We start from the raw sequence: 26,091 nt of genomic DNA, 5'->3' as shown, positions 1-26,091 counted from the left end.
CATTTGTTGATCAAATTTCGAATTGGAATACTCTTATGTTAGAAAAAGTGGTTATTGCTAACCGTGGTGAAATTGCATTGCGTATTTTACGTGCCTGTAAAGAATTGGGCATTAAAACCGTTGCGGTTCACTCTACGGCAGATCGTGACTTAAAACACGTTTTATTAGCGGATGAAACGGTTTGTATCGGTCCTGCGCCTTCGGTAAAAAGTTATTTGAACGTGCCGGCGATTATTGCGGCTGCGGAAGTAACGGGTGCCGACGCGATTCATCCGGGCTATGGTTTTTTATCCGAAAATGCGGATTTTGCCGAACAGGTTGAGGTTTCCGGTTTTACCTTTATCGGTCCGACTGCGGATGTTATTCGTTTAATGGGTGATAAAGTTTCAGCGATTAATGCCATGAAAAAAGCGGGCGTGCCGTGCGTACCGGGTTCCGACGGCCCTTTAGGCACGGATATGGTGAAAAATAAGCAAATCGCCAATCGTATCGGTTATCCGGTTATTATTAAAGCCTCGGGCGGCGGCGGTGGTCGCGGTATGCGAGTGGTGCGTAACGACGAGTCATTGGAAGAATCTATTGCCATGACCAAAGCGGAAGCGAAAGCGGCATTTAATAACGACATGGTTTACATGGAAAAATACCTGGAAAACCCGCGCCACGTAGAAATCCAGGTTATTGCGGATACCCACGGAAATGCTGTGTATCTGGCGGAACGCGATTGCTCAATGCAGCGCCGTCACCAAAAAGTATTGGAAGAAGCGCCGGCGCCGGGTATTACGGAAGAAATCCGTCGCGATATCGGACAGCGTTGCGCCAATGCCTGCATTGAAATCGGCTATCGCGGCGCAGGTACGTTCGAGTTTTTATATGAAGACGGCAAATTCTATTTCATTGAAATGAATACCCGTGTTCAGGTTGAACATCCGGTAACGGAAATGATTACCGGCGTCGATATTGTAAAAGAACAATTACGCGTTGCTTCAGGCTTGCCGCTTTCGGTGAAACAGGAAGACATTAAAGTTCACGGTCATGCCATTGAATGCCGTATCAATGCGGAAGATCCTAAAACCTTCCTGCCGTCGCCTGGCAAAATCGCGCATTTGCATTCGCCGGGCGGTTTAGGCGTGCGCTGGGATTCTCACGTTTATGCCGGTTATACAGTGCCTCCGCATTATGATTCCATGATTGCGAAGTTAATTGTGCATGCGGATACCCGTGAGGGAGCGATTCGTCGCATGCAAAACGCATTGGCCGAAACGATTATCGACGGTATTAAAACCAATATTCCGTTGCAAAATCTGATTTTGGAAGATGAAAATTTCCAAAAAGGCGGTACCAATATTCATTACCTGGAAAAAAAATTAGGGATGGGTGAATAGTTAAAAGAAAAGTGGATTTTTAGATCCACTTTTTTTTATACTTACTTCCCGTTATTTACACTAAGGATAGTTATGAATATTCAAAAACGTTATCTGCAAGCTGAAAAAGAAGCCCGTTGGTCACTGGGATTAACGATTCTTTATGTGATTGGCTGGTGCGTTTGCGCCTATTTGCCGAAAGGTTCCGCCGGGCCTTTAGGGTTTCCGTTATGGTTTGAATTGTCCTGTATTTATTTACCGATTTTATTTGTGGTTATCGGTTATTGGATGATTAAAATCGTTTATCAGGACATTGATTTGGATCATTCCGGAAGTAGCGGCAAAGATAAAAGTGCGGGAGAAAATTCATGAATTTAGGGGTGATTTTTCCGCTTGTTATCTATCTGGCATTTATTTTCGGTGCGGCAATTTATGCCTATGTGAAACGTCAGCGGGGCGATTTTTTAACCGAATATTATGTGGGAAACCGCTCTATGACGGGCTTTGTACTGGCGATGACAACAGCTTCCACTTATGCCAGTGCCAGCTCTTTTGTGGGCGGTCCGGGTGCCGCTTATAAATACGGTTTAGGCTGGGTGCTGCTTGCCATGATTCAAGTGCCGGCGGTTTGGTTGGCACTAGGCGCATTAGGTAAAAAATTCGCTATGTTGTCTCGTGAGACAAATGCCTTAACCATCAATGACTTATTACTTTATCGTTATAAAAACAAATATTTGGTTTGGATTGCCAGCATAGCCTTGTTAATTGCTTTTTTTGCCGCGATGACCACGCAGTTTATTGGCGGCGGACGTTTACTAGAAACTACAATCGGCATTAATTATACCCAGTCTTTATTAATTTTTGCGCTGACCGTGGGGCTTTATACCTTTATCGGCGGTTTCCGCGCCGTGGTATTAACGGATACCATTCAGGGCACGGTGATGATTCTCGGCACGATGATTCTGCTTGGCGCCGTTATTTATGCGGCAGGCGGTACCGAGGCGGCAATCACCAAACTCACAGAAGTGGATCCGCAGCTGGTTTCGCCTTACGGGCCGAATAATATGCTGGACTTTCAGTTCATGACTTCATTTTGGGTACTGGTTTGTTTCGGGGTGGTTGGATTGCCTCATACTGCGGTGCGCTGTATGGCGTTTAAAGACAGCAAAGCCCTGCACAGCGGAATGCTTATCGGCACGATTATTTTGTCGATCATTATGTTTGGTATGCATTTATCCGGTGCATTAGGGCGAGCCATTGTGCCGGATTTGACTATCCCCGATCAAGTAATCCCGACACTGATGATCAAAGTATTGCCGCCGATTGTAGCCGGGATCTTTTTAGCGGCGCCGATGTCGGCTATTATGTCCACTATTGATGCGCAGCTGATTCAGTCTTCCGCTATTTTTGTGAAGGATATTTATCTTGCGGCGAAACCCGAGAAAGCAAACAATCAAAAACTTATTTCCCGTTTTTCCTCATTGATTACCTTAACCATTACGGTGATTTTGGTATTTTTGTCCTTAAATCCGCCGGATATGATTATTTGGTTGAACCTGTTTGCCTTTGGCGGTTTGGAAGCGGCATTTTTGTGGGTAATTGTGCTCGGTATTTATTGGAACAAAGCCAACGCTTACGGTGCGATTGCCTCGATGGTTGTGGGCCTTGGCAGCTATATTTATCTTACCGTCGCAAAACTGAAGTTATTGGATTTTCACGCCATTGTGCCGGCGCTTGTGTTCGGTTTAATCGCGTTTTTAATCGCTAATAAAATCGGTGAACGCAAACAAATTAAGGCTTAAAAGCAAATTTGCTTAAAATCGGGCGGATTATTCCGCCCTTAATTATTCCGCTTGCTGATAAATCATTAACCAGCGATGCAAATGCAGTTCGATAATGCTGACCAAATGTTTAAGGAAAGCGGTATCCTGCCCGTTATGAAAATGAGCCGTATCCCTTGCGCTGAATAACAAAAGTGCGGTGGATTTATGTTGATTTTTTTTCATTCCCAATAAACAACAGGCAATGGAACCGACGGGTAATTCTTCCGGCAAAAATAACAAAGATTTCTCTTTGTTGGTCAGTTCGCCTAAATAAAAATGGCGCAGTCCGATCCGTTCCAGACGGATTAATTCAAACCCTTTGCGATCAATCCAGAATTCTTCGCCCACGCTGGGGTTTTTCTGCCAACAGTCATTAAAAAGTAAAATTTTAGCTTGTTGCAGTTCAAAATTTCTTGCCCATTTGTTGATTTCTTCCACGCCTTCGGGAAAATTTTTACATTGTACCAATCGTTTTTGTAACGGCATTAACGCAAGAAAAATATCCTGTTGCTGATGTGCCAAATCGGCGAAAAGCGCCAATTCCGCCTCCAGTTCTTTAATGCGTTCCCGTTGGCGTTCCAACTGCATTTCCACTAAAGACAGTGTGCCTTTTTGTGCATGAGGAATGATAAGTTGATCTAATAAATCAATATGTTGAACAAAAAATTGAGGATTTGCTTTAAGATGTTTGACAACCAGTTCGTCAACTTGAGCGTTATTCATATTAATTACCATTGGAAACGCGCTCAGATAGAGAAATTTCCTCTTTGAGCGCGAAAAGTGCGGTTAAAAATTAAGGAATTTTACAGCTTAATCACACCGTCATAGATATGGGTCGCATCGCCGGTCATATAAAGCGGATGGCCTTCTCCCTGCCATTCTATCCACAAACTGCCGCCCGGCAAATCCACCTGTACCTTATTTTCTAATAACCCTTGCATTATGCCGATAGCCGCCGCCGCACAGGCGCCGCTGCCGCAAGCCTGCGTTTCGCCCGCACCCCGTTCATAGACCCGCAATTTAATGTGATTCGGATTAATCACCTGCATAAAGCCAACATTAACGCGTTCGGGAAAACGTTCATGGTTTTCCAGCAGTGGGCCAAGCTCCGCCACATTTGCGGTTTCCACATCATCAACCACCAGCGTACAATGAGGATTGCCCATCGACACGGCACCGCATAATACGGTTTGAATATCCGTGCGTAAAATATAGTTTTTCTCAAATTTATTGGCAATAAACGGGATTTTTGCCGGTTCCCAAACGGGCTCACCCATATTCACCCGAATCATACCGTCGTCTTGAACGGTTAAAATCATTTTGCCGTTGGTGGTACTGACCGCGATGTCTTTTTTATCGGTCAATCCTTTGAGGGTTACAAAACGGGCAAAACAACGGGCGCCGTTACCGCATTGCGCCACTTCGCTACCGTCGGCATTAAAAATACGGTAGTGAAAATCTAATTCCGGATCATAAGGCGGCTCTACAATCAACATTTGGTCAAAACCGATACCGCGATGGCGATCCGCCAGTTTTTTGATCACTTCTTCCGGGAAGTACACATTTTGCGTCACCGCATCAACCACAACAAAGTCATTGCCTAATCCGTGCATTTTTGAAAACTGCATATTCGTATCCTATAAATTTGTTTGCATTCGGGCATTATAGAGGGCAAATCCGGGTGAGTAAATTAGATTATCACACCGGCAGCGATAGGCATTTCTTTATTCTGACCGCATAAAGAGATTAAGCATTGCTATTTAACATAAAATATTTTTTATTTTCCCCTTGAAACGCCGGAATTTAATCTCATTTACTGTTTTGTGAACAAAAAATGTTCTATGAATTTTAAGGAAGGCAACTATGAATATCGAAAAATTTACCACAAAATTCCAACAGGCATTGGCCGAAGCGCAGTCATTAGCATTGGGAAAGGATAATCAATATATCGAGCCGGTTCATGTGCTGAGCGCCTTGATTAATCAGCAAGACGGTTCGGTGGCGCCGATTTTGACTTCCGCCGGCGTGAATGTCGGGGCGTTGAAAGCGGAATTAAATAGTGAAATCAATAAATTGCCGCAGGTTTCCGGCAACGGCGGAGATGTGCAGATTTCCCGTCAGCTACTGAATTTATTGAATTTGTGCGACAAAATTGCACAGCGCAACAATGATAAATTTATTTCATCGGAATTATTTTTACTGGCCGCATTGGAAGAAAAAGGCAGCCTTGGCGATTTACTTAAAAAGTGCGGTGCAAAAAAAGAAAGTTTAGAACAAGCGATTAAAACCATTCGTGGGGGACAAAGCGTGAATGATCAAAATGCGGAAGAAAGCCGTCAGGCTCTTGAAAAATATACTATTGACTTAACCGAGCGGGCGGAAAGCGGCAAGCTTGACCCGGTAATCGGTCGTGATGAAGAAATCCGTCGTGCAATCCAGGTGTTACAACGCCGTACCAAAAATAACCCGGTGTTAATCGGTGAGCCTGGTGTAGGTAAAACCGCTATCGTAGAAGGTCTGGCACAACGTATCGTAAACGGCGAAGTGCCGGAAGGGTTGAAAGGCAAACGCGTACTTTCCCTTGATATGGGCGCTTTAATTGCCGGGGCAAAATACCGCGGCGAATTTGAAGAACGTTTGAAAGCGGTATTAAAAGAGCTGGCGCAAGAAGAAGGCAAGGTGATTTTGTTTATTGATGAAATTCACACCATGGTAGGCGCCGGTAAAACCGACGGCGCTATGGATGCGGGCAACTTGTTAAAACCGTCTCTTGCCCGTGGCGAATTGCATTGCGTAGGGGCGACGACTTTAGACGAATATCGTCAATACATCGAAAAAGACGCCGCACTTGAACGCCGTTTCCAAAAAGTATTTGTAGATGAACCGACAGTGGAAGACACCATTGCCATTCTGCGCGGTTTGAAAGAGCGTTATGAACTGCACCATCACGTGCAAATTACCGACCCGGCAATCGTAGCGGCGGCAACGCTTTCTCATCGCTATATTTCCGATCGTCAATTACCGGATAAAGCGATCGATCTGATTGATGAAGCGGCATCCAGCATTCGTATGGAAATCGATTCCAAACCTGAGCCGTTAGATCGTTTGGATCGTCGTATTATTCAATTAAAACTTGAACAACAGGCATTGAAGAAAGAAGAAGACGAAGCAAGCCGCAAGCGTTTGGATATGCTTGAAAAAGAATTAAGCGAAAAAGAACGGGAATATGCGGAGCTGGAAGAAGTCTGGAAAAGTGAAAAAGCCGCCCTTTCCGGCACGCAACATATTAAAGCCGAGCTTGAAAACGCCCGTACGCAAATGGAACAGGCACGTCGCGCCGGCGATTTGAATAAGATGTCCGAATTGCAATACGGCACGATTCCGGCATTGGAAAAACAACTTGCAGCGGCAGATAGCGCAGAAGGCAAGGAAATGAGTCTGTTGCGTAACCGCGTGACCGACGAAGAAATCGCCCAGGTACTTTCCCGCGCAACCGGTATTCCGGTTTCCCGCATGATGGAAGGCGAAAAAGAAAAATTATTGCGTATGGAAGAGGAATTACATAAACGCGTTATCGGGCAAGGTGAAGCGGTGGAAGCGGTGGCGAACGCTATCCGTCGTAGCCGTGCGGGGCTTTCCGACCCGAACCGTCCGATTGGCTCCTTCCTGTTTTTAGGGCCTACCGGGGTGGGTAAAACCGAGCTTTGTAAAACGCTGGCGAACTTTATGTTCGACGATGAAAACGCCATGGTGCGTATCGATATGTCCGAGTTTATGGAAAAACACAGCGTATCCCGTTTGGTGGGGGCGCCTCCGGGTTATGTGGGTTATGAAGAAGGCGGTTATTTAACCGAAGCGGTGCGTCGTCGACCTTATTCGGTGATTTTATTGGATGAAGTGGAAAAAGCCCATCACGATGTATTCAATATTTTATTGCAAGTATTGGATGACGGGCGTTTAACCGACGGGCAGGGCAGAACCGTGGATTTCCGCAATACCGTGGTGATTATGACATCAAACTTAGGATCGGATTTAATTCAGGAAAATAAAGATCTCGGTTATGAAGGCATGAAGGAAATCGTGATGTCGGTGGTCGGCCAACATTTCCGTCCGGAATTCATCAACCGTATTGATGAAACCGTGGTATTCCATCCGTTAGCGAAAGAAAACATCAAGGCGATTGCACAAATCCAATTAGCCCGCTTAACCAAACGTATGGAGCAACACGGTTATGCAATTAACTTTAGCGAAACCTTGTTGGATTTTATCAGCGAAGTCGGTTACGATCCGGTTTATGGCGCAAGACCGCTCAAACGCGCAATTCAACAGGAAATCGAAAATCCGTTGGCACAACAAATTTTGTCCGGCAAATTATTACCGGCAAAACCTGTTACCGTGGATTACGAAGACGGCAAAGTGGTTGCGAAACAGTAAAATATAAAATTCTGTCAATTTATACCGCACTTTTAGAGATAAAAGTGCGGTATTTTTTTGGGGCTTTTTTGAAGTGTTGTAGACACTGGAAAATCCGCCCCCCCTCAGTCACTGCGTGACAGCTCCCCCATAAAGGGGGGAGCGAAAAATGTATGGGTTAATGCCACAGTTTTCAATAAATAAGTGCGTTGGTCGTTATTCTGTCGTTTCCAAATCATGGCGGATCATATATCGATTAACGGTTAATTTTAAAAACAACTACCTTAGACAGGACATAAATGTTGTAGCCGATGGTTATGATTATAACCCTTTTCGCTCCCCCCTTTATGGGGGAGCTGTCACGCAGTGACTGAGGGGGCGAAGGAATAGACTGAAATGGCATTGTCGTTATCAAAATACACAAAAAAATATCGCTCCCCCACGAAGCTGGGGGAGCTGTCACGTAGTGACTGAGGGGGCGCAGCCATAAAAAACGGCCAATTATACATACATAAATTTACATTAAATTTACAAAACTTATTAAAATTACCAATAAAACCCGCTTAAATTTTACATAAAAAATGTGATCTATATTTGATTTTTTTAATTTTTATTAAAAAGTTGTATAAAATACAAACAGTTATAGTTGAATTAATATTTAAATCCATGATAGCATTCACGAGCTTACATAAATTTACATAAGTTTACTTAAAAACTTATGGTTCTATGTAATCGGCGATCAATTTATGTTGATCGCAATCAGCAATATAAAGAATCCAAATAAAATCAGGAGAAATCTATGTTAACCAATTTAACAACCAAAACCTATATTGCAACAACGGAAGCTATCCGTCGTTTCAAACAGGATCATAAAGGCGTAACCGCAATCGAATATGGTTTGATTGCAGTTGCTATGGCAGCATTTATTGTGATTGCGTTTTCAAGTGATGATGGCTTCATTGGTGCACTAAAAACTAAGTTTGGTGAGCTAAAAGGAAAAGTGGCAGGTACCGATGTAACTGGTGGGTAATTAACCCCATATTACTAGCAAATCTTTAATGGCGCACGTTTCTGGGCGTGTGCCTACTTAATTATAACAACGACACAAATGTAGTTTTATGCTAACCAACCAACTCACTATAGGGCTTTATTTAACCGCTGTTTTGCAACTGATTTATTTAAGTTGGACGGATATTAAATCAAGAATTATCGGCAACCGGGTAATTATCAGTCTGTTTTTTACCATGGTTGCATTAAGTTGGCTGAACTATGAACAGGTGTTTGTGTTGCAAGGAGCTATCGGGCTTGCCGTCTGTTTTATTTTATTTACGTTGAATGTGATGGGCGGCGGCGATGCTAAATTAATTGCGGTGTTAATGCTTTCAATTCCTCCTGCACAGCTTATTTCTTTCTTTTTTCTGACCGCAGTTTTTGGTCTTTTGTTAATTATTATCGGTTGGCTTTTTTTTCGCCAATCCATTAAACAAAACGGATTGCCTTACGGCGTTGCCATTAGTTCGGGATATTTGGCCACCTTGTGGTTGTTTGCTTCTTAGCAGGTAAATTCCCGGGAGAATGTAAAAGGATATAATATGAATTATCGAGTGCTGTTTTTTATTTCATTCCTTATTCTCGCAATGGGGCTTAGCGGCTTGTTTTTTATGCTGCCTGAGGAAAGCCCGAATACACCGCAGCAACAGACCACGAGCGAAAAAACCGCCCCTAAATCGCAAATCTCTATTCTTATTGCCCAAACTACCCGACAAATCCCGCAAGGCACATTATTGCAAGCGGAGGATTATGCCTTAAGCGAACTAACGGTAGATTCCGATGACGCAAGGGCTAATTTCGATTTAAAAGCCTGGTTGGCAAACAATGAAAATTCCTCTTTGCAGGGTTATCTGGCAAAACAAACTCTGCAAGTCGGTTCGTTTTTATCACCGGATTTATTGCTTTCCCCTCAACATCCGGACTATTTGCTGTCGAGCCTTGATCCAATGCAGGAAGTGGCGTACCGCATTTATATTAAAGCTGAGAATGGTTATATTTTTGATACTTTACGGGCGGGGAGCCATGTTTCTGTTGGCAGCCAGCAAATTGCCGGTGGTAAAAACAATAAGGAACGTACGGAACTGATTAAACTGGTTGGCGATACGGTGGTTCTGCAAAGCAAAATTTATGGACAAGATGAGAAATTAATGGATAGAAATATCGTCGGGTATATTAGCGTCAAGCTTAACGCGCAGCAACTGCAAAAGTTTTACTCCCTACCTAAGGGCGCCAATTTAATTTTATTTCCCAACAATATATGGAAGCAGGGTGAGCCGAATCACCGTGGCATTTTTATTAGAGAATTGAGAGGTCAATAACCTATGCCGATTTGTAAACAGATAACAAGAAAAATAATGACTGCCGCGCTAACGGCATTTATGTTGGTTTGCGCCGCTCCGATTTTCGCAAAACCCATGTATTTGGAACAGGGAAAAAGCAAATATATTGAGCTGGATAAAAAAATCGATACGATTTTTGTTTCTTCTTCCGAAGTCGCCGATTATGAAATTGTAGACGATTACAGTTTTATGGTTTACGGCAAACAGGAGGGTACCACGGATGTAACGGCATTTGATGCAAACGGCAATATTTTATATACCGATACGCTGAATGTGAATGCTTTAATTAATAATATTGTTGATACCAACAAACAAATTAAAGCCCGCTTTCCTAATAGTAACCTACAGGTAAAAAAATTAGGGAAAGCCTATGTCATTGAAGGAAAAGCAAATACCCAGCACGAAAGTGAAGAAGTAAACCGTATTGTAGGAGAGGCTATCGGTGTTGCGCCTAAAGTTACCGAAACCACATTAAAACGCGGTAATGGTATGTCTGATGAGAAAATACCGTTTTTAGATAAATATGAATATAACGGTGTGATTAATAATACGAATGTCGACAAGACCAAACAAATCAATGTGAAATTAACGGTTGCCGAGGTGAATAAAAATTTCTCCGATTCGCTCGGCATAAAATGGGAGCATTTATCCGGTTCCGTACTGGAGAACTGGACTTCCGGCGCTAACGGATATTCGGGCGGATTCGACGGCACTACAGGTTCAATCGCATTGATTAACGCTAACCGGTTAAGCGCATTTATCACCGCGGTTAATAATGCGAATAACGGTAAAATTTTAGCCGAACCCAATATTTCGATGTTATCGGGCGAAACCGCCGATATTTTGGTGGGGGGCGAAGTGCCTTTTGCTCAGCGGGACAGTGACGGCAACACGAGCATTATTTATAAAGATTTCGGGGTAAAGCTGATGGTAGGCGCCAAAGTGCAAAAAAATGATCAGGTTCGGATCGTTTTAGCGCAAGAGGTCAGCACCTTGGCGGGGAATTACACCTATACAAGTGTGGGGGATATTCCTTATTTCCAAACCCGCCGCGCGAAATCCACCTTTGAAGTGGGTAACGGCGAAAGCTTTATTATCGGCGGTTTGCTCAGTTCCAGTGATTTAGAAGGGGTTTCAAAGGTTCCTCTGTTTGGCGATATTCCAATCTTGGGAGCGTTTTTCCGCAGTGTGACGACTTCTCGTGAAACTAAAGAATTGGTAGTGGTGGCAACGGTTAATTTAGTTACGCCAAACGATGCGGAAAAGGTAATTTATCCTTCATTTGAGCAAACCGGTACGTTAGAACGCTTTTTCAATTTAATGCCGTTTAAGAATGTTTATCATAAAACATTAACGACAAATTTTATGAAAAACGGCGGGTTTATCCAATAATTCCGGGCGGGGTTAATCATGTTATTACTTGATAAGAATCAATCGAACCAAAACGGCGCCCGTAAAATTGTGGTGTTGTCGGATTCGGAGGAAATGCAAAACAATGTGTCGCAGCTATTGCGCACTCGCGGTTTTGAAAATGTCGAACAACGCAAGCGCCATTTTCTTTCTGCGGATATCGCTTTTAGCCCAGAAGACATTATCGGCATGATTATTGATATAAAAGATGAAACGGATGTTTCGTTAATTGCGGAACATATCACCGCCATTGTGCCGCAAAACCTTTGGATTTGTGCGGTGGGCAATTCCGATTCCATTACCTTGGCGCAAAATTTAGCGGATACCGGGATTTTATATTTCCATGCGGATACGCAATTGCATTTGATGATGGAAAAAATTACCTCATCAAAAATCAGCATTCCTCATACCAGACATACCGTGAACGTTTGTGTATTAGGCTGCAAAGGCGGAATCGGCAGTAGCTTAATTGCAACCCATATTGCCAATCAGATTATCAGCAAGAAAAAAGTGCCGGTGTTGCTTGCGCAAGGCCCTAACGGCTCACAGGATTTGGATCTTGCTTTTGATAAAAAATTACAGGGCGATATTGCCAAATATGACGAATATCTTGATATTTTTAACGGAGTGCCTCAGGGGCTGAATGATAAAGTGACGGAAAAATATAATTTCGTTATTTATGATCAGCCGATCTTTAATATTGATAAAGATCTGTATCCCGAATTTTTTAAATACAGCAACAGCTTTGTGTTAGTGGTGGAGCGCCGAATCGGTGCACTGCGTGTGGCGAAACAGTTCCTGGAACAATGCGATCGCCTGCGCAGCCTTACCAATCAGGCGGTCCGAGTGTTCGTTTGCATTTCCGATCATAAGCCGAAAAGTGAAAAACTAATGGCAAAATCGGATATTGAGACCCTATTGGGCGCGACGGTGGATGCGGTGATTCCTTTTATTAAAAACACCGAAGCTAAAACCATATTGGCATTAAATTTGAGCAAAGCCCACAAAAAATCTTTTTATACTCTGGCAATGAAAATTATCGGCGTATTGTCGCGGAATAATTTGAACAATGAAAATAAAAGCCTGTTTAAGGGGCTTTATCGTCTGTTATTCAATCGTTAGATATGAAGGCGTTCTATGTTAACTAAAGAGCAACAAGTTTTTTTCCGTAATGAAGTGTTGAGCAATCTGGATATTGAGAAACTTGACGAAATTCAGAGTGAATACGGTAAATTGGTTGACGAACTGGTGCAGATTGTTTATCAGGTCAGCAATCAGCACGGACATTATCTTACCGCCCTTGACGCTTCCGGTATGGCGGAGATTATTGCCGATGAAATCACAGGTTACGGTCCGTTACGGGAATTAATGGAAGATGACACGATAAACGATATTCTGGTGAACGGCCCGGATGACGTATGGATTGAGCGCGCCGGTATTCTGGAAAAAACCAACAAGCAATTTATTAATAACGAACAGCTGACGGATATTGCCAAACGGCTGGTGGCGCGAGTAGGGCGCCGGATTGACGACGGTTCGCCGCTGGTGGACTCGCGCCTGCCGGACGGTAGCCGTTTAAACGTGGTAGTGCCGCCTATCGCTTTAGACGGTACCTCCATTTCCATTCGTAAATTCAGCAAAAATAAAAAATCTTTACAGGAATTGGTGAATTTCGGTTCCATGACGCTGGAAATGGCAAATTTTCTGATTATCGCCGCCCGTTCCCGGGTGAACATAATCGTTTCCGGCGGGACGGGTTCGGGCAAAACCACGTTATTAAACGCTTTATCCAATTATATTTCTCATACGGAACGGGTGATTACTTTAGAAGATACGGCGGAATTACGTTTAGAACAGCCCCATGTGGTGCGCTTGGAAACCCGGATTGCCGGTGTTGAGCGAACCGGTGCCATTACCATGCAGGACTTAGTTATTAATGCGCTGCGGATGCGCCCGGAACGGATTATTGTGGGGGAATGCCGCGGTGCGGAAGCGTTCCAGATGTTGCAGGCAATGAATACCGGGCATGACGGTTCAATGTCTACTCTGCACGCCAATAGTCCTCGAGACGCCACTTCCCGTCTGGAAAGTATGGTGATGATGGCAAACGCCTCTTTGCCTCTTGAGGCGATTCGACGCAATATCGCCGCCGCGGTGAATATTATTGTGCAGGCTTCCCGCTTAAATGACGGTTCGAGAAAAATCACCAATATTACGGAAATCATGGGGATGGAAAGCGGACATATTGTTTTACAGGATATTTTCACTTATCAGCCGAGTAAATACCGGGATGAAAACGGAAAAATTATCGGTGAGTTTATTTCTCACGGCTTGTTATCCAATTCCGTGGTGTACCAGAACGCGCAAATATTTAATTTAAGCAATGAGTTGCAAAGTATATTCGAGGGTTTGCAATGATTTTGTATTATCTGATTATTATCTTCAGTTTGCTGTTATTTACTTATACGGCGCTTAATTTAAATTCTGCTAAAAAGAAGATTAATCAGAATGATGATTCATTTAAAACTATTAACGAGTTTTTCAAAAATATTAAATTTAAGACCGCACTTTGGAAATATTATTTTACGGCTGGGAATGAACGGAATTTATTAAGAAACGTATTGTTAACCTTAATTATTTTTTTCTTTTTTCACACTTTAAATTATTTATATATAAAAGTTGATAAATTTATTTTCTTAGGCGTTTTTCTCGTTCTGTTTTTTATTATCGTATGGAAATTGGGGCAACGGCGAAATAGAAAAGAATTTGAGGAAATGTTTCCGGAAGTGATTCAAATTCTTAATTCGGCAACTTCTTCGGGAGCCGGTTTATTACAAGCTTTGGAACGTTGCGGCAAAGATATCAGCGGGCAGATTGGCGAGGAATTCACCGCGATTCATAAACGTTTGGCTATCGGCGAGGATGCCAATTCGGTTTTTGAAGACAGTTATAGCCGCTATCCTTATAAAGAATATTATTTCTTTATTACCATTATCCGGGTGAATCTGGATAAAGGCGGACAAATGCGGGAGGTTATTCTGCGTTTGGGGCGGGTTATTGCGGACAGTAAAAAAATGGAAAAGAAAAAAAGCGCGATGACTTCCGAGGCAAGAATGTCGGCAATGATTGTGGCTTCGTTCCCGGTGGCATTTTTTATTTTTATGAAATTTATGATGCCAGAAAATTTTGAGTTTTTATTAAATGATCCGGGCGGACGAATGATTCTTTATTATGTGTTAGGCAGCGAATCCTTAGGTATGGGAATTATTTGGTGGTTAATGAGGAAAGCAACATGATATTGGGAACCTTGTTATTTTATTTGGCATTAACCTTATCCGGTTTTTTAGTTTTTTTTCTGGCGGTTTCCAATAAAAAGAAATTGAGCAGAAATCAGGATATTATTTCCGGTATGTATCCGAAAGAAAAAAACAATAAAGAAACGCAGAAAAATAAAAATCAACAGCAAGTTGAGTTAGAACAATTAATTATTACTAATAATAAGTTTTTAAATATATTAAGCACCATAGATAAAAATATTAAAGTGAAACTTTTTATTACTTTAATATTAACCGGTATTTACGCGCTTTTTAATCTGGATGCGGAAAGAAAAAGCCTGGCAATTGCCGGTGCGGTTATTTTCGTTTTGGTGATTTTAATTCCCGGCTCTCTCGCCAACATGATTTTAAACCGCAAAGTTAAAAACATGATGACCGACTTGCCAAGTTTTGTGGATTTGGTGGCGATTTGCGTACAAACCGGGATGACTATTAATGCCGCGTTATTACGTGTGGCGGAGGATTTTAAGATTCTGAATCCGGATTTAAGTTACGTCATGCTCAGAATTATCCGTAAGGCGGAAATTATCGGTCTACCGTCGGCATTGGATACCTTGGCCGTTTCTTTGCCGACCAGAGAAATCCGTATGTTTACTACCGTATTGCAACAAAGTTTAAATTTCGGTTCTTCGATTTATAGTCATTTATTGCAATTATCGTCAGATATGCGGGAACTTCAACTACTGACCATCGAAGAACATTTAGGTACGCTTTCCGCTAAGATGAGCGTGCCTTTAATTTTATTTATTATGTTTCCGATTATTATTTTAATTGTCGCACCTGGTGTGATGAGGGTATTTCCAAATGTTTAACAACTCAATGAAAAAAGCATTATTTTTATCTTTAATTTTTGCACTTGGCGGTTGCTCCGGTCTCCCTATGAGCGATTCCGAGAGTTTTGTCGCAAAAGAAAAACTCTATCATTCCACTAACAATTATAACGGTTTGATTTCCCTTTACCGCGAACAGTTAAAAACAACGGAAGATAATTCCGTTCGTTATAAATTAGCGCTTACTTATTATCAAAAAGGCGACAGCCAATCTTCATTGGATTATTTACAGCCTTTATTAAATGAACAAAATCTTTATTTTCAGTCAGCCACTATTTTGCAAATTCGTAATTTAATTCAATTACAGAATTATAATGAGGCAATCAGTTCGGCTTCCATGTTAATAAGTAAATATCCGCATAATTCCGAAGCCTATAATTTGCGCGGTATTGCAAATGCGCAATTAGGAAAATATAAAAATGCCGAGCAGGATATTAATTCCGCCAGAAACCGCTTTATTAACGACGTTATCGCTATTAATAATCTCGCAATGTTAAAAATTATTAACGGTGATTATAAAAATGCGGTAAATCTATTATTACCTCAATATTTAAACGGTGCAAAAGAACAGCGCTTGGTACATAATCTGGTTTTTGCGCTGGTGAAAAGCGGCGACACTAATTACGCTTTGGATATTATAAAAAAAGAGCGGTTAAATACTTCGCCGGAAGATTTAGTTAATGCGTTAAAGAAAACCGAAAAAGTCCCTAATAAAGTTACGACTGCCCGTTATAAAAAATAATGTTTTGATTTCAGCCGAGAATGTCATATGAACAAAATAAGAAAATTATTATCTTGCCGAAAGGGGGTTTCTTCTATCGAATTCACCTTGACGGTGGGTCTTTTCTTTATGGTTGTATTTATGATTCTCGAACTTGCCCGCTTAACATTATTCACCTCTTATTGGGATTATCTGTTAACGGAAAGTGTGCGCATAACCAAAAACCAACGGGCGGAAAATAATGATTACGCCAGCTTGTTTAGAACGGTATTAGAGCAACAACATCAACAGCAAAATAATGCGGTATTGGCTTTTTTTGATGTGAGAGACGAGAAAATCGACGTGAAGGTTGAATATGCGGAATCCGTTGATGATTTGGTTAATGAAGTTTTCAGACAGCCTACTATAGTTAACGGCGTAGCCGTTTCGCCGACCGGTGCGGACGCCAGTATCGCGCGTTACAGTTTAAGTTATAGTTATCGCTTTTTAGTGCCGTTGCCTTTTATTTCCGAACAATGGATTAACCCGATGTTTAACCGGGAGATTTTTGTGGTGCAAGAATATGAACGTCCTTCATTCCGATACAACAATTAGCCCTTTACGCCGTTTTATTCGCCAGCAGCGCGGCTCCGTTACCATTGAATTCGTATTCATGCTGATTTTGCTGATTCTGATTCTGGCTTTTATGACGGATTTGGCAATGTTACGTTCCACAACCGGGCGGTTGGATAATATTTCTTATTCTTTGGCTAATATTTTGCGCGAACGAACCCAGCTATACGACGGTAAAGAAAATTTAGCGACCGAAAATGTGAATAATCGCGACGTAAACAACTTTAAATTGCTTGCCAAACGAATGGCTTTTGGCGATAAAAACAGCAATAAAGAAATTTATGTCGTATTGGAATATTTGGCACCGCAAAATTCGGTTTACCGCATAATCGGAGACCGTGCCAAATGCGAACCTTATGATAGTTTGCAAGGGTTGGAAAATCTCTCGCCACGATCCGAAATCAACGATACAAGAAAAATCCCTTTATATCAGGTTACCGTTTGCGTGCCTAATTACAGCTTTTTCAGCGCGCTGGTGCCGGGTGTGGCAAAAAATATGAAAGAGACGATACGTTCTTCTTCTATTACGGTTTCCCGTTAATCTGCCAAGTAGGAAATTTGCTATGAAAAAATATCATTATTTCATCAAGTTAAAGCAATTTTTTCAAAACGAAGACGGTGCCTATGCGGTGATCATGGGAATATTGTCATTTTTTTTAATCGGTTTAGTGGCGTTAACTGTTGACGGTTCGGGAATGTTGCTGGATAAAGCCCGTTTTTCACAGGGAATAGAACAGGCGGGGCTGGCGTTAATGGCGGAGAATAATGATTTCAGAACGACAAATCAAAAGCATGCGGATGTACTTCGTCAAACGGTGACTAAAGAAGAATTAGAAGGTTTCAGCGACACCTTTTCGGCACAAAAATACAAACGTAACCAAGAGTTGGTGAGCGGATTAGTCCGTCACTATTATTACCCCTCAACCTATTTTAAGGATAATCTAAAAATCAGCGATAAATATGACTATCAATGCAACAACCTGCAAGGTCCAAACGGCGAACAATTAAAGAGTATCGCTTGTGAAATATCCGGCAAATTCGAGCGCCCTTCCTGGCTCTATCTCGGTAAAAATAACGGGCTTAGTTTTGCCGAAACAACAACCATTAACGCTAATAAAATCTATATACAGAAAAATCTGGATGAAATTATCCCTATTGATCTAATGTTGGTAGCGGACTTGAGTGGCTCAATGAATTCTAGTGTGAGCGGTACAAAATATGGTACTGCTAAAATAGATATTCTTAGAGAAGTCGTTTCCGCAATTGCCAAAGAGCTTCTTGAGCAAAATAACACTGAAGAAGGCAAAGTTATCAGCCAATACAATCGAATCGGCTTTACGTCATTTGCGTTTGGAGCGCAACAGCAAAATAATACTGCTCAATGTTATTTGCCTTATGAAATAAAACCAAGCATAAGCGTTCGTAATAGTTATTACGGAGGTTATTACTATACTACTATCCAATACTCCGAATTGCTTTCTTATGTAGGTAGTAACCAGCAACGTTATTCTTATGCAACATTAGCACAGTATTTTGATGCATTTGTTGATTATGATAAAACAATTGAATCAATTAATTCTTTTGACGGAAAAGATTTGAGTTCCCTTATGTATTTTAGTAAAAATTCATGGTGTTTAGGTAGCGCAAATAACCGTATTAATTCGACTTATATTTGGGCGGGAAAAAATGAATCGGCAGATCTTGTTAGCCGGTTTAATCGAGTTCCGGCTTTGGGTGCGACATTATCCAGTTCCGGCTTGTTAATTGGTGCTAATTTATTAATGAATACAACCCCGGATGAAAACGCTCAACCAAGTAAATTAGGCGCTAATACACAGCGAATTATATTGGTGCTTTCTGATGGGGAGGATCAAATTAATAATGCCAGCAGCTCATTAAATATTACGAGTACATTAATTAACCAAGGAATGTGCGAGAAAATCAAAAGCAAACTAAATTCATTACAGGATAAGACTTATCTGGAACAACCGACCCGTATCGGCTTTGTCGCTTTTGGTTACGGTCCGTCAGGCACGCAAAAAGCGGCATGGGAAAAATGTGTAGGTAAATATTATTATGTTGCTAATAACAAGGAAGAACTTTTAGAATCTTTCAGAAAAATAATCGGATTGGTGGAAGAAGTCGGTCACTCAACCTATAAAGAACCGACTTATTATAGTAATTAGTTTCCCCCTCAGTCACTGCGTGACAGCTCCCCCCATAAAGGGGGGAGCGAAAAATGTATAGGTTAGTACTACAGTCCTCAATAAATAAGTGCGTTGGTCGTTATTCTGTAGTTTCCAAATAATGGCGGACTCATATGTCGATTAACGGTTAATTTTAAAAACAACTACCTTAAACAGGACATAAATGTTGTAGCCGATGGTTATAATTCTAACCCTTTTCGCTCCCCCCTTTATGGGGGGAGCTGTCACGTAGTGTAGTGGTCAACTAATTTAACAGTCTCCGATAAGTTGTTTTTGCTAAAATCGGAGATAGACCTTGATTATAGCTATGTGGGCGAATGTGATTATAATACATCACATATTCTCTCACATCATTTACAGCACTTTCAAAATCACTATAACCCCCTTTCAGCATCCATTCATATTTAAAACTCCGAAACCAACGCTCCATCGGCGCATTGTCCCAACAGTTACCACGACGGCTCATACTTTGTGTAAGCCCATGTTTCTTAACTGAATCAGTAAAGATTTCACTGCCATAAATACTACCTTGGTCTGAATGGAACAACATTCGCTCCGTGCGTTCAATATTCAGCATCGCATGATTCAGTGCATCTTTAACCAGCTCACTATCATGATAGCGACTTAGCTTCCAACCGACGACTTGACGATTTAATAAATTAATTACCACTGCTAAATAGCACCATATCCCATTGATTTTTATATAGGTCGTGTCACCACATAGCACGGTCGTTTGGCTATCAGGCGTAAATTCTCGACTTAGTATATTCTCAAAAACTTGACTGTTTCCTTTACTAGGATTGCGCCATTTTTGCGGTTGCTTACTAAATAATCCTTGCTTATTCATTAACTTACGAATTAAATACAACCCCACAAAAATACCTTTCTCTTTCAAATGCGATTGAATCGTTCGTTTGCCTGCTGAACTTCGGCTTGCATCAAAAATTGCCTTGATTTCAACGGCTAAAGCTGTGTGTTTCGCTGGCTTTTTGGCTGTGCGCAAATGGGCGTAGTAAGCACTTTCAGACACGCTAAATAGCTCACATAACCGGTTGATTCCTCGCGATTTTAACGTCGTAATGACTTGGTATTTTTGTTTTCGAGTGACATTAAAATCGCTGTAGCCTTTTTTAAAATGGCCTTATCTTCTTCAAGTTCTTTAATACGATTTTCAAGTTCTCGAATTCGTTGTTGTTCTGGGCTAATTGGCTTTGAACCAGCTAAAACGTAACCTTGTTGCTCCGCTTGAACTTGACTTATCCAGCGACGAAGTGCTGTTTCACCCACACCTAACTCTCGGCAAGCTTGAGAAACTGAATATCCTCGTTCAGTCACTAATTTTACTGCTTCAGCTTTATATTCTGCGCTAAATGTTCTTCTCATAATATTTCCTCATTTGTGATGTTATTTTACCACTTATTGAGGACTGCGGAATTAGTCTACCACTACATAGTGACTGAGGGGGGCGTTACAGTCATAAAAAAGCGGTCAATTCATAATTGATATTGACCGCAAAGGGGGTTAAAGGGAATTATTATGTTGTGTTTTTTACTTTAATTAGCCTTCGATACCTTCAAATAACGCCGTACTTAAATAACGTTCTGAAGCGGAAGGAAGAATCGCTACGATTAATTTATCTTGGAATTCCGGTAATTTTGCTAAACGATCCGCCGCCGCAACTGCCGCACCGGATGAAATACCAGCAAGAATACCTTCTTCAGCCATTAAACGGCGGGCGGTTTTTATTGCCGTATCGCTATCTACGGTTTCAACGCGGTCGATAAGCGAAAGATCTAAGTTTTTCGGAATAAAACCGGCACCGATACCCTGAATTTTATGCGGACCCGGTTTAATTTCTTCGCCGGCTAAGGTTTGTGTAATAACCGGGCTTTCGGCAGGTTCTACGGCAACGGAAGTAATTTGTTTGCCTTGGTCCAGCTTAATTGCTCGGGAAATACCTGTGATTGTACCGCCGGTACCCACGCCTGCAACAACCACATCCACTTTACCTTCGGTCGCCTGCCAAATTTCGACACCTGTGGTTTGTTGGTGAATTGCCGGATTCGCCGGGTTTTCAAATTGTTTTAGCATGATATAACGGTTCGGATCCGATGCGACGATCTCTTCCGCTTTAGCAATAGCGCCTTTCATACCTTTTGCGCCTTCCGTTAACACCAGGTTTACACCTAGACCGCGTAATAAACGTTTACGCTCAAGGCTCATTGTTTCCGGCATAGTCAGAGTAATTTTATAACCGCGGGCGGCAGCTACATAAGCAAGAGCAATACCTGTGTTACCGCTTGTAGCGTCAACAATTTCTTTGTCTTTAGTTAAAACGCCGTCTTTTTCCGCTTGCCATACCATGTTTGCACCGATACGGCATTTCACACTGAAACTTGGGTTACGGCTTTCAATTTTAACAACAAGGTTTCCGTTGTGACCGAAGTTATGTAAACGAACTAACGGAGTATTACCGATTGAATATGAGTTATCTGCAAAAATTGTCATAAAATGTTCTCCTCAGAACTATGCTTTAGTTGCAATATTTATAGCACTAGCCTTTATATTAAAAAAATAGTTATTTGATCTATTTTATAACCAACGTTTATATAAAAAGGTCGGTATACTACCGACCTTAATAAATAAAAACGGAAAAACTTGATAACCTTTTGATTTATTTAATTATCTGTTTCGAATATTGTTTGAGCGGCGCGCTATATCGCTACCCGGTTTTTCCGTCGAGGCGGTTGAAACTGCGGTAGATTTTTGCGGATTTTTATCAAGATAAAGCTGTTTCCGATAAGTGTCCACCCACATTGCCGTCGCACCGCAAACCGCTACCGGAATAATCACAAAATTAATAAAAGGCACAAATGTACAAAGGGTGACAAACGTACCGAAAGTCACATTTTGAATACGGTTTTCATTGAGTTTGAATTTCATTGTCGGGAAAGAAATTTTATGATTATCAAAAGGATAATCGCAATATTGAATTGCCATCATCCAAGCGGTGAATAAAAAGGTCAGCACCGGAATCAGGCTTTGCCCGATAAGCGGGATAAAGCTTAAAAGGAATAAACCGATATATTTCGGTAAACTGTAAAGCAGTTTTTGCCATTCGCGTGCCAGCATTCTCGGCGTGTCTTTAATAAATTCCATGGTCGTCATATTTTCGCCGGACTCGCCGGTAAGCATGGCTTCCGCTTTTTCCGCCAGCAAGCCGTTAAAAGGAGCGGCGATAAAGCCCGATAACGTATTAAAAATAAAATAAAAAACAAGTAAAATCATTAAGATAGACAAAGCGAGTAAAATACCGCTTAACCAACTTAGCCAATCGGGAATAAAGCTTATCACCCCTTCGATCATATCGCTGATTTTACTGACAAAAAGCCAGAAGAGCCCGCTGAGCAGTACAATATTGAGCAAAACCGGCATAACCACAAAACGTCTCAAGCCTTGTTGGCCGATTAAATGCCAGCCCATGACAAAATAATGAAACCCGGATTTTATTTCCTTTTCTTTTTTCATAAAACTCCCTAAAAAAATATAGATTAAAAAACGAATGAGGGCTAGCATACAAAGTGCGGTCGGAAAAAGCAAAGATTTTATCTTACGACGAATATTCGCGGAATTTACTGGTAATATGAGTTATTAAACATTGAATTCGCCGGCGAATTTCAAGATAAACATACCATTAAATCAATAAAATATGGTAAGCTAGGGACATTTTAGATCACATGATTAGAATGTGAATATAGTTGTAAAAACAGGAAATAGGATAGCCGAACGATGGATTTAAATACGATTTTAATTATTTTAGGTATTCTTGCACTTGTGGCGCTGGTCGCTCATGGGTTATGGTCGAATCGTCGTGAAAAATCACAATATTTTGAAAATGCAAATACATTCGGTCGCGCAAATCGACAGGACGAGCCTATTTCAACTCCGGAATCTTATAAGCAGGCAAGAAATGTGGCACCGGCGTTTACTCAACCGAAACAAGCGGTAATTCATCAGGAACCGCCGGTTCAACAGCCTTTAAATACAGAACCTGAACCTATAACTCAGGAAACGCCGGTTAGAGCCGAGCCCCAATCGGTCGATCAAATTAAAATTACCTTACCGAATGTCGAACCGGCACCGGCGGAATCCGCTCCTATTTATGAAATGCGACCGTCCCGCCGTAATACCGAACCTCAATATTATCAACAGCCGAACGAACCTTATTATCAGCAACCTGTGCAACAAAATCTTGCCCGGCAAACTATTGCGGATATCGAGGCGACAGTAGATCCGAACGAAGGGGTTAATTCTTCTTCCGAATATTTACGTACTCAATTGCAGGAAGCGTCACAGGAAGGCAATCAGATTTTTACCCAATCGCCGCTTTCACGGGCGCCGTTACAACAACCTATTGAATTCGACCAACCGGCACAACAGGAAAAAGAGTCAGATAATAACGAAGATGAAGACGTTTCTTTTGTGATGTTATATGTGGCGGCGGCGGAAAACCGTCAGTTCCAAGGGACGGTTTTAGTTCAGGCTTTGGAAGATTTAGGTTTCTCTTTAGGTGAAGATAATCTTTATCATCGCCATTTGGATTTAACCGTAGCAAGTCCGGTGTTATTCAGTGCCGCCAATATTACTCAACCGGGAACATTTAATCCTTATACGCTGCATGAGTTTTTTACCGACGGCGTGGCGATTTTTATGCGTCTTCCTTCTCCCGGCAATGATCGTACCAATTTAAAAATTATGATTCGTTCTGCCAAAACTTTGGCGCAGCAACTTGGCGGTTTTGTATTAACGGAACAGCAAGAGCTGTTTACCGATGCGGCGGAAGAAGAATATTTAGCCAAAATAAAATAAACGGATTTAAAATTTTCGAAAAAAAGACCGCACTTTTGCGTTTGTTAAAAGTGCGGTTTGCTTTCTCAGGACTTGACTATAATGGATATTAATCAACAAATTAAACAATTAAGGGATACGCTGCGTTATCACGAATATCAATATCACGTATTAGACGATCCGAAAATCCCCGATGCGGAATACGACCGTTTATTTCATCAACTAAAAGCGCTGGAGCAACAGCACCCGGAGTTAATTACGGCGGATTCGCCGACTCAACGGGTCGGCGCCAAGCCGCTTGCCGGATTTGCTCAAATCACCCATGAACTTCCCATGTTATCGCTGGATAACGCTTTCTCAGATGAAGAATTTAATGCCTTTGTAAAGCGTATTCAGGATCGATTGATTGTGTTGCCGCAATCGCTGACATTTTGTTGCGAACCTAAATTAGACGGGCTGGCGGTGAGTATTTTTTATGTGAACGGCGTATTAACTCAAGCGGCGACCCGCGGCGACGGCACAACGGGCGAAGACATTACCTTAAATATTCGCACTATCCGCAATATTCCCTTGCAATTATTAACGGACAATCCGCCGGCCCGGCTGGAAGTGCGCGGTGAAGTTTTTATGCCGCACGAAGGTTTTAACCGCCTGAATGAGCGTGCCCTTGAACATGGTGAGAAAACTTTTGCCAATCCGCGTAATGCGGCGGCGGGTTCACTGCGCCAGTTAGACCCGAAAATTACCAGCCGGCGTCCTTTGGTGTTTAATGCTTACAGTGTTGGCATTGCCGAAGGCGTGGAATTGCCCGCTACTCATTATGAACGGCTGCAATGGCTGAAATCCGTGGGTATTCCGGTAAATTCTGAAGTTCAGCTATGTGACGGAAGCGAAAAAGTGCTGGAATTTTACCGCAGTATGCAGCAAAAGCGTCCGACCTTGGGTTACGATATCGACGGTACGGTGTTAAAAATCAACGATATTGGCTTGCAGCGGGAATTAGGTTTTATTTCTAAAGCGCCGCGTTGGGCGATTGCCTATAAATTTCCGGCGCAAGAGGAATTAACCCGGTTAAATGATGTTGAATTCCAAGTGGGCAGAACCGGCGCAATTACGCCGGTGGCAAAACTTGAGCCGGTGTTTGTGGCGGGCGTTACCGTGAGTAACGCAACTTTACATAACGGCGATGAAATTGCGCGCCTTGATATAGCCATTGGCGATACGGTGGTTATTCGTCGGGCGGGGGATGTGATTCCGCAAATTATCGGCGTGCTTCACGAACGCCGTCCGGCTAATGCGCAGGCTATTGTTTTTCCGACTCAATGCCCGGTTTGCGGTTCTAAAATCGTGCGTATTGAAGGCGAAGCGGTGGCACGCTGTACCGGCGGCTTATTCTGTGACGCCCAGCGCAAAGAAGCGCTTAAACATTTTGTCTCCCGTCGGGCAATGGATATTGACGGTGTCGGGGCAAAACTGATTGAGCAGTTGGTGGATAAAGAACTTATCCGCACGCCGGCGGATCTGTTTAAATTGGATTTAATTACACTTATGCGTTTGGAGCGTATGGGGGAAAAATCCGCTCAAAATGCGTTGGACAGTTTGGAAAAAGCGAAAAACACCACGCTTGCTCGCTTTATTTTTGCCTTAGGTATTCGTGAAGTGGGCGAGGCGACGGCGCTGAATCTGGCGAATCACTTTAAGAATTTAGACGCCTTACAGGCGGCAAGCCCGGAGCAATTGCAGGAAGTGGCGGATGTGGGCGAAGTGGTGGCAAACCGTATTTATGTATTTTGGCGCGAGCAGCATAATATTGATGCGGTAAATGATCTGATTGCTCAAGGAATTCATTGGGAAACCGTTGAAACAAAAGAAGCGGGCGAGAATCCTTTCAAAGGCAAAACCGTTGTGCTTACCGGCACATTAACGCAAATGGGGCGAAACGAGGCAAAAGATTTGCTGCAGCAGCTCGGCGCAAAAGCGGCGGGCAGCGTTTCCGCCAAAACTCATTTTGTGATTGCCGGCGACAATGCCGGTTCCAAATTAACCAAAGCGCAGGAATTGGGCGTGGCGGTGATGAGCGAGGCGGAATTTCTGGCTATTGTGAACGCTTACAAGCGCTAACCGGCTTGAAAGCGGGTAAA

The 26,091-nt window shown here is 42.2% G+C and carries 24 protein-coding genes; 18 read left to right on the top strand and 6 right to left on the bottom strand.

The features are described from left to right. Positions 1-35: 35 nt before the first annotated feature. From accC to panF, 3 genes are all read left to right on the top strand, one after another. Entirely contained in the window at positions 36-1,382 is a 1,347-nt protein-coding gene (accC, locus tag A4G13_RS06285; protein ID WP_011200953.1) for an acetyl-CoA carboxylase biotin carboxylase subunit, read from the top strand. Positions 1,383-1,454: 72 nt separating this feature from the next. Next, a complete protein-coding gene (locus A4G13_RS06280) occupies positions 1,455-1,733 on the top strand; it encodes a YhdT family protein (protein ID WP_011200952.1) in 279 nt (92 codons plus the stop codon). Beyond that, positions 1,730-3,163 carry a sodium/pantothenate symporter gene (gene panF / locus A4G13_RS06275; RefSeq protein WP_011200951.1) on the top strand — a complete coding sequence of 478 codons (1,434 nt, stop codon included), beginning with the start codon at positions 1,730-1,732 and terminating at the stop codon, positions 3,161-3,163. Before A4G13_RS06280 ends, panF begins: the two co-directional genes overlap by 4 nt. Before the next feature lie 42 nt (positions 3,164-3,205). Here panF and A4G13_RS06270 read toward each other — a convergent pair whose 3' ends face one another. Together A4G13_RS06270 and dapF are read right to left on the bottom strand one after the other, a co-directional pair. Then, positions 3,206-3,907 carry a DUF484 domain-containing protein gene (locus tag A4G13_RS06270; protein ID WP_165898023.1) on the bottom strand — a complete coding sequence of 234 codons (702 nt, stop codon included), beginning with the start codon at positions 3,905-3,907 and terminating at the stop codon, positions 3,206-3,208. 80 nt (positions 3,908-3,987) lie between these two features. Beyond that, entirely contained in the window at positions 3,988-4,812 is an 825-nt protein-coding gene (gene dapF, locus A4G13_RS06265) for a diaminopimelate epimerase (RefSeq protein WP_090656725.1), read from the bottom strand. Between the two features lie 235 nt (positions 4,813-5,047). Between dapF and clpB the strand changes: the two genes are divergently transcribed. The 13 genes from clpB to A4G13_RS06200 all read left to right on the top strand — a co-directional run bounded on the left by clpB (position 5,048) and on the right by A4G13_RS06200 (position 19,081). Then, the gene (gene clpB / locus A4G13_RS06260; RefSeq protein ID WP_090656722.1) at positions 5,048-7,618 is read left to right on the top strand and encodes an ATP-dependent chaperone ClpB; all 2,571 of its coding nucleotides are present in this window, start codon (positions 5,048-5,050) and stop codon (positions 7,616-7,618) included. 778 nt (positions 7,619-8,396) lie between these two features. Beyond that, entirely contained in the window at positions 8,397-8,627 is a 231-nt protein-coding gene (locus A4G13_RS06255; protein WP_090656719.1) for a Flp family type IVb pilin, read from the top strand. Between the two features lie 88 nt (positions 8,628-8,715). Then, positions 8,716-9,153: an A24 family peptidase gene (locus A4G13_RS06250; RefSeq protein ID WP_090656716.1), complete on the top strand. Its 438-nt coding sequence runs from the start codon at positions 8,716-8,718 to the stop codon at positions 9,151-9,153. 36 nt (positions 9,154-9,189) lie between these two features. Beyond that, the gene (locus A4G13_RS06245) at positions 9,190-9,966 is read left to right on the top strand and encodes a hypothetical protein (protein WP_011200945.1); all 777 of its coding nucleotides are present in this window, start codon (positions 9,190-9,192) and stop codon (positions 9,964-9,966) included. 36 nt (positions 9,967-10,002) lie between these two features. Then, entirely contained in the window at positions 10,003-11,379 is a 1,377-nt protein-coding gene (locus A4G13_RS06240) for a type II and III secretion system protein family protein (protein WP_243739726.1), read from the top strand. Positions 11,380-11,397: 18 nt separating this feature from the next. Then, positions 11,398-12,519 (top strand): CpaE/TadZ family protein, encoded by a 1,122-nt coding sequence (locus A4G13_RS06235; RefSeq protein WP_011200943.1) that lies wholly within the window; start codon positions 11,398-11,400, stop codon positions 12,517-12,519. Between the two features lie 15 nt (positions 12,520-12,534). Beyond that, positions 12,535-13,815, top strand: coding sequence for a TadA family conjugal transfer-associated ATPase (locus tag A4G13_RS06230; protein ID WP_011200942.1), 1,281 nt, complete (start codon positions 12,535-12,537; stop codon positions 13,813-13,815). Continuing rightward, the gene (locus A4G13_RS06225) at positions 13,812-14,693 is read left to right on the top strand and encodes a type II secretion system F family protein (protein ID WP_011200941.1); all 882 of its coding nucleotides are present in this window, start codon (positions 13,812-13,814) and stop codon (positions 14,691-14,693) included. Before A4G13_RS06230 ends, A4G13_RS06225 begins: the two co-directional genes overlap by 4 nt. Further along, a complete protein-coding gene (locus A4G13_RS06220) occupies positions 14,690-15,544 on the top strand; it encodes a type II secretion system F family protein (protein ID WP_090656712.1) in 855 nt (284 codons plus the stop codon). Before A4G13_RS06225 ends, A4G13_RS06220 begins: the two co-directional genes overlap by 4 nt. After that, positions 15,537-16,304, top strand: coding sequence for a tetratricopeptide repeat protein (locus A4G13_RS06215; protein ID WP_011200939.1), 768 nt, complete (start codon positions 15,537-15,539; stop codon positions 16,302-16,304). The genes A4G13_RS06220 and A4G13_RS06215 overlap by 8 nt, the downstream gene beginning before the upstream one ends. Before the next feature lie 27 nt (positions 16,305-16,331). Next, a complete protein-coding gene (locus tag A4G13_RS06210; protein WP_011200938.1) occupies positions 16,332-16,877 on the top strand; it encodes a TadE/TadG family type IV pilus assembly protein in 546 nt (181 codons plus the stop codon). Then, a complete protein-coding gene (gene tadF, locus A4G13_RS06205) occupies positions 16,846-17,436 on the top strand; it encodes a tight adherence pilus pseudopilin TadF (protein WP_090656709.1) in 591 nt (196 codons plus the stop codon). The genes A4G13_RS06210 and tadF overlap by 32 nt, the downstream gene beginning before the upstream one ends. 22 nt (positions 17,437-17,458) lie before the next feature. Then, the gene (locus A4G13_RS06200) at positions 17,459-19,081 is read left to right on the top strand and encodes a TadE/TadG family type IV pilus assembly protein (RefSeq protein ID WP_090656707.1); all 1,623 of its coding nucleotides are present in this window, start codon (positions 17,459-17,461) and stop codon (positions 19,079-19,081) included. A gap of 265 nt (positions 19,082-19,346) precedes the next feature. Here A4G13_RS06200 and A4G13_RS06195 read toward each other — a convergent pair whose 3' ends face one another. The 4 genes from A4G13_RS06195 to cysZ all read right to left on the bottom strand — a co-directional run bounded on the left by A4G13_RS06195 (position 19,347) and on the right by cysZ (position 22,630). Next, on the bottom strand, positions 19,347-20,159 hold the full coding sequence (locus A4G13_RS06195) for an IS3 family transposase (RefSeq protein ID WP_041639880.1): 813 nt from the start codon (positions 20,157-20,159) through the stop codon (positions 19,347-19,349). An 11-nt stretch (positions 20,160-20,170) separates the two neighbouring features. Further along, entirely contained in the window at positions 20,171-20,485 is a 315-nt protein-coding gene (locus A4G13_RS06190) for a transposase (RefSeq protein ID WP_165898014.1), read from the bottom strand. Positions 20,486-20,659: 174 nt separating this feature from the next. Further along, positions 20,660-21,610 (bottom strand): cysteine synthase A, encoded by a 951-nt coding sequence (gene cysK, locus A4G13_RS06185; protein ID WP_090656496.1) that lies wholly within the window; start codon positions 21,608-21,610, stop codon positions 20,660-20,662. A gap of 174 nt (positions 21,611-21,784) precedes the next feature. Further along, positions 21,785-22,630 (bottom strand): sulfate transporter CysZ, encoded by an 846-nt coding sequence (cysZ, locus tag A4G13_RS06180; protein WP_090656494.1) that lies wholly within the window; start codon positions 22,628-22,630, stop codon positions 21,785-21,787. 261 nt (positions 22,631-22,891) lie between these two features. Here cysZ and zipA point away from each other — a divergent pair, with 261 nt between their 5' ends. Both zipA and ligA read left to right on the top strand, forming a co-directional pair. After that, a complete protein-coding gene (zipA, locus tag A4G13_RS06175; protein WP_090656491.1) occupies positions 22,892-23,971 on the top strand; it encodes a cell division protein ZipA in 1,080 nt (359 codons plus the stop codon). An 81-nt stretch (positions 23,972-24,052) separates the two neighbouring features. Further along, a complete protein-coding gene (gene ligA, locus A4G13_RS06170; protein WP_090656489.1) occupies positions 24,053-26,071 on the top strand; it encodes an NAD-dependent DNA ligase LigA in 2,019 nt (672 codons plus the stop codon). Positions 26,072-26,091: the final 20 nt, after the last annotated feature.

The sequence above is a fragment of the Basfia succiniciproducens genome (genome assembly GCF_011455875.1).
GTDB lineage: Bacteria > Pseudomonadota > Gammaproteobacteria > Enterobacterales > Pasteurellaceae > Basfia > Basfia succiniciproducens.
The sequence above is the reverse complement of the archived record's forward strand: the minus strand, read 5'-3'. Positions and strand labels throughout refer to the sequence as shown.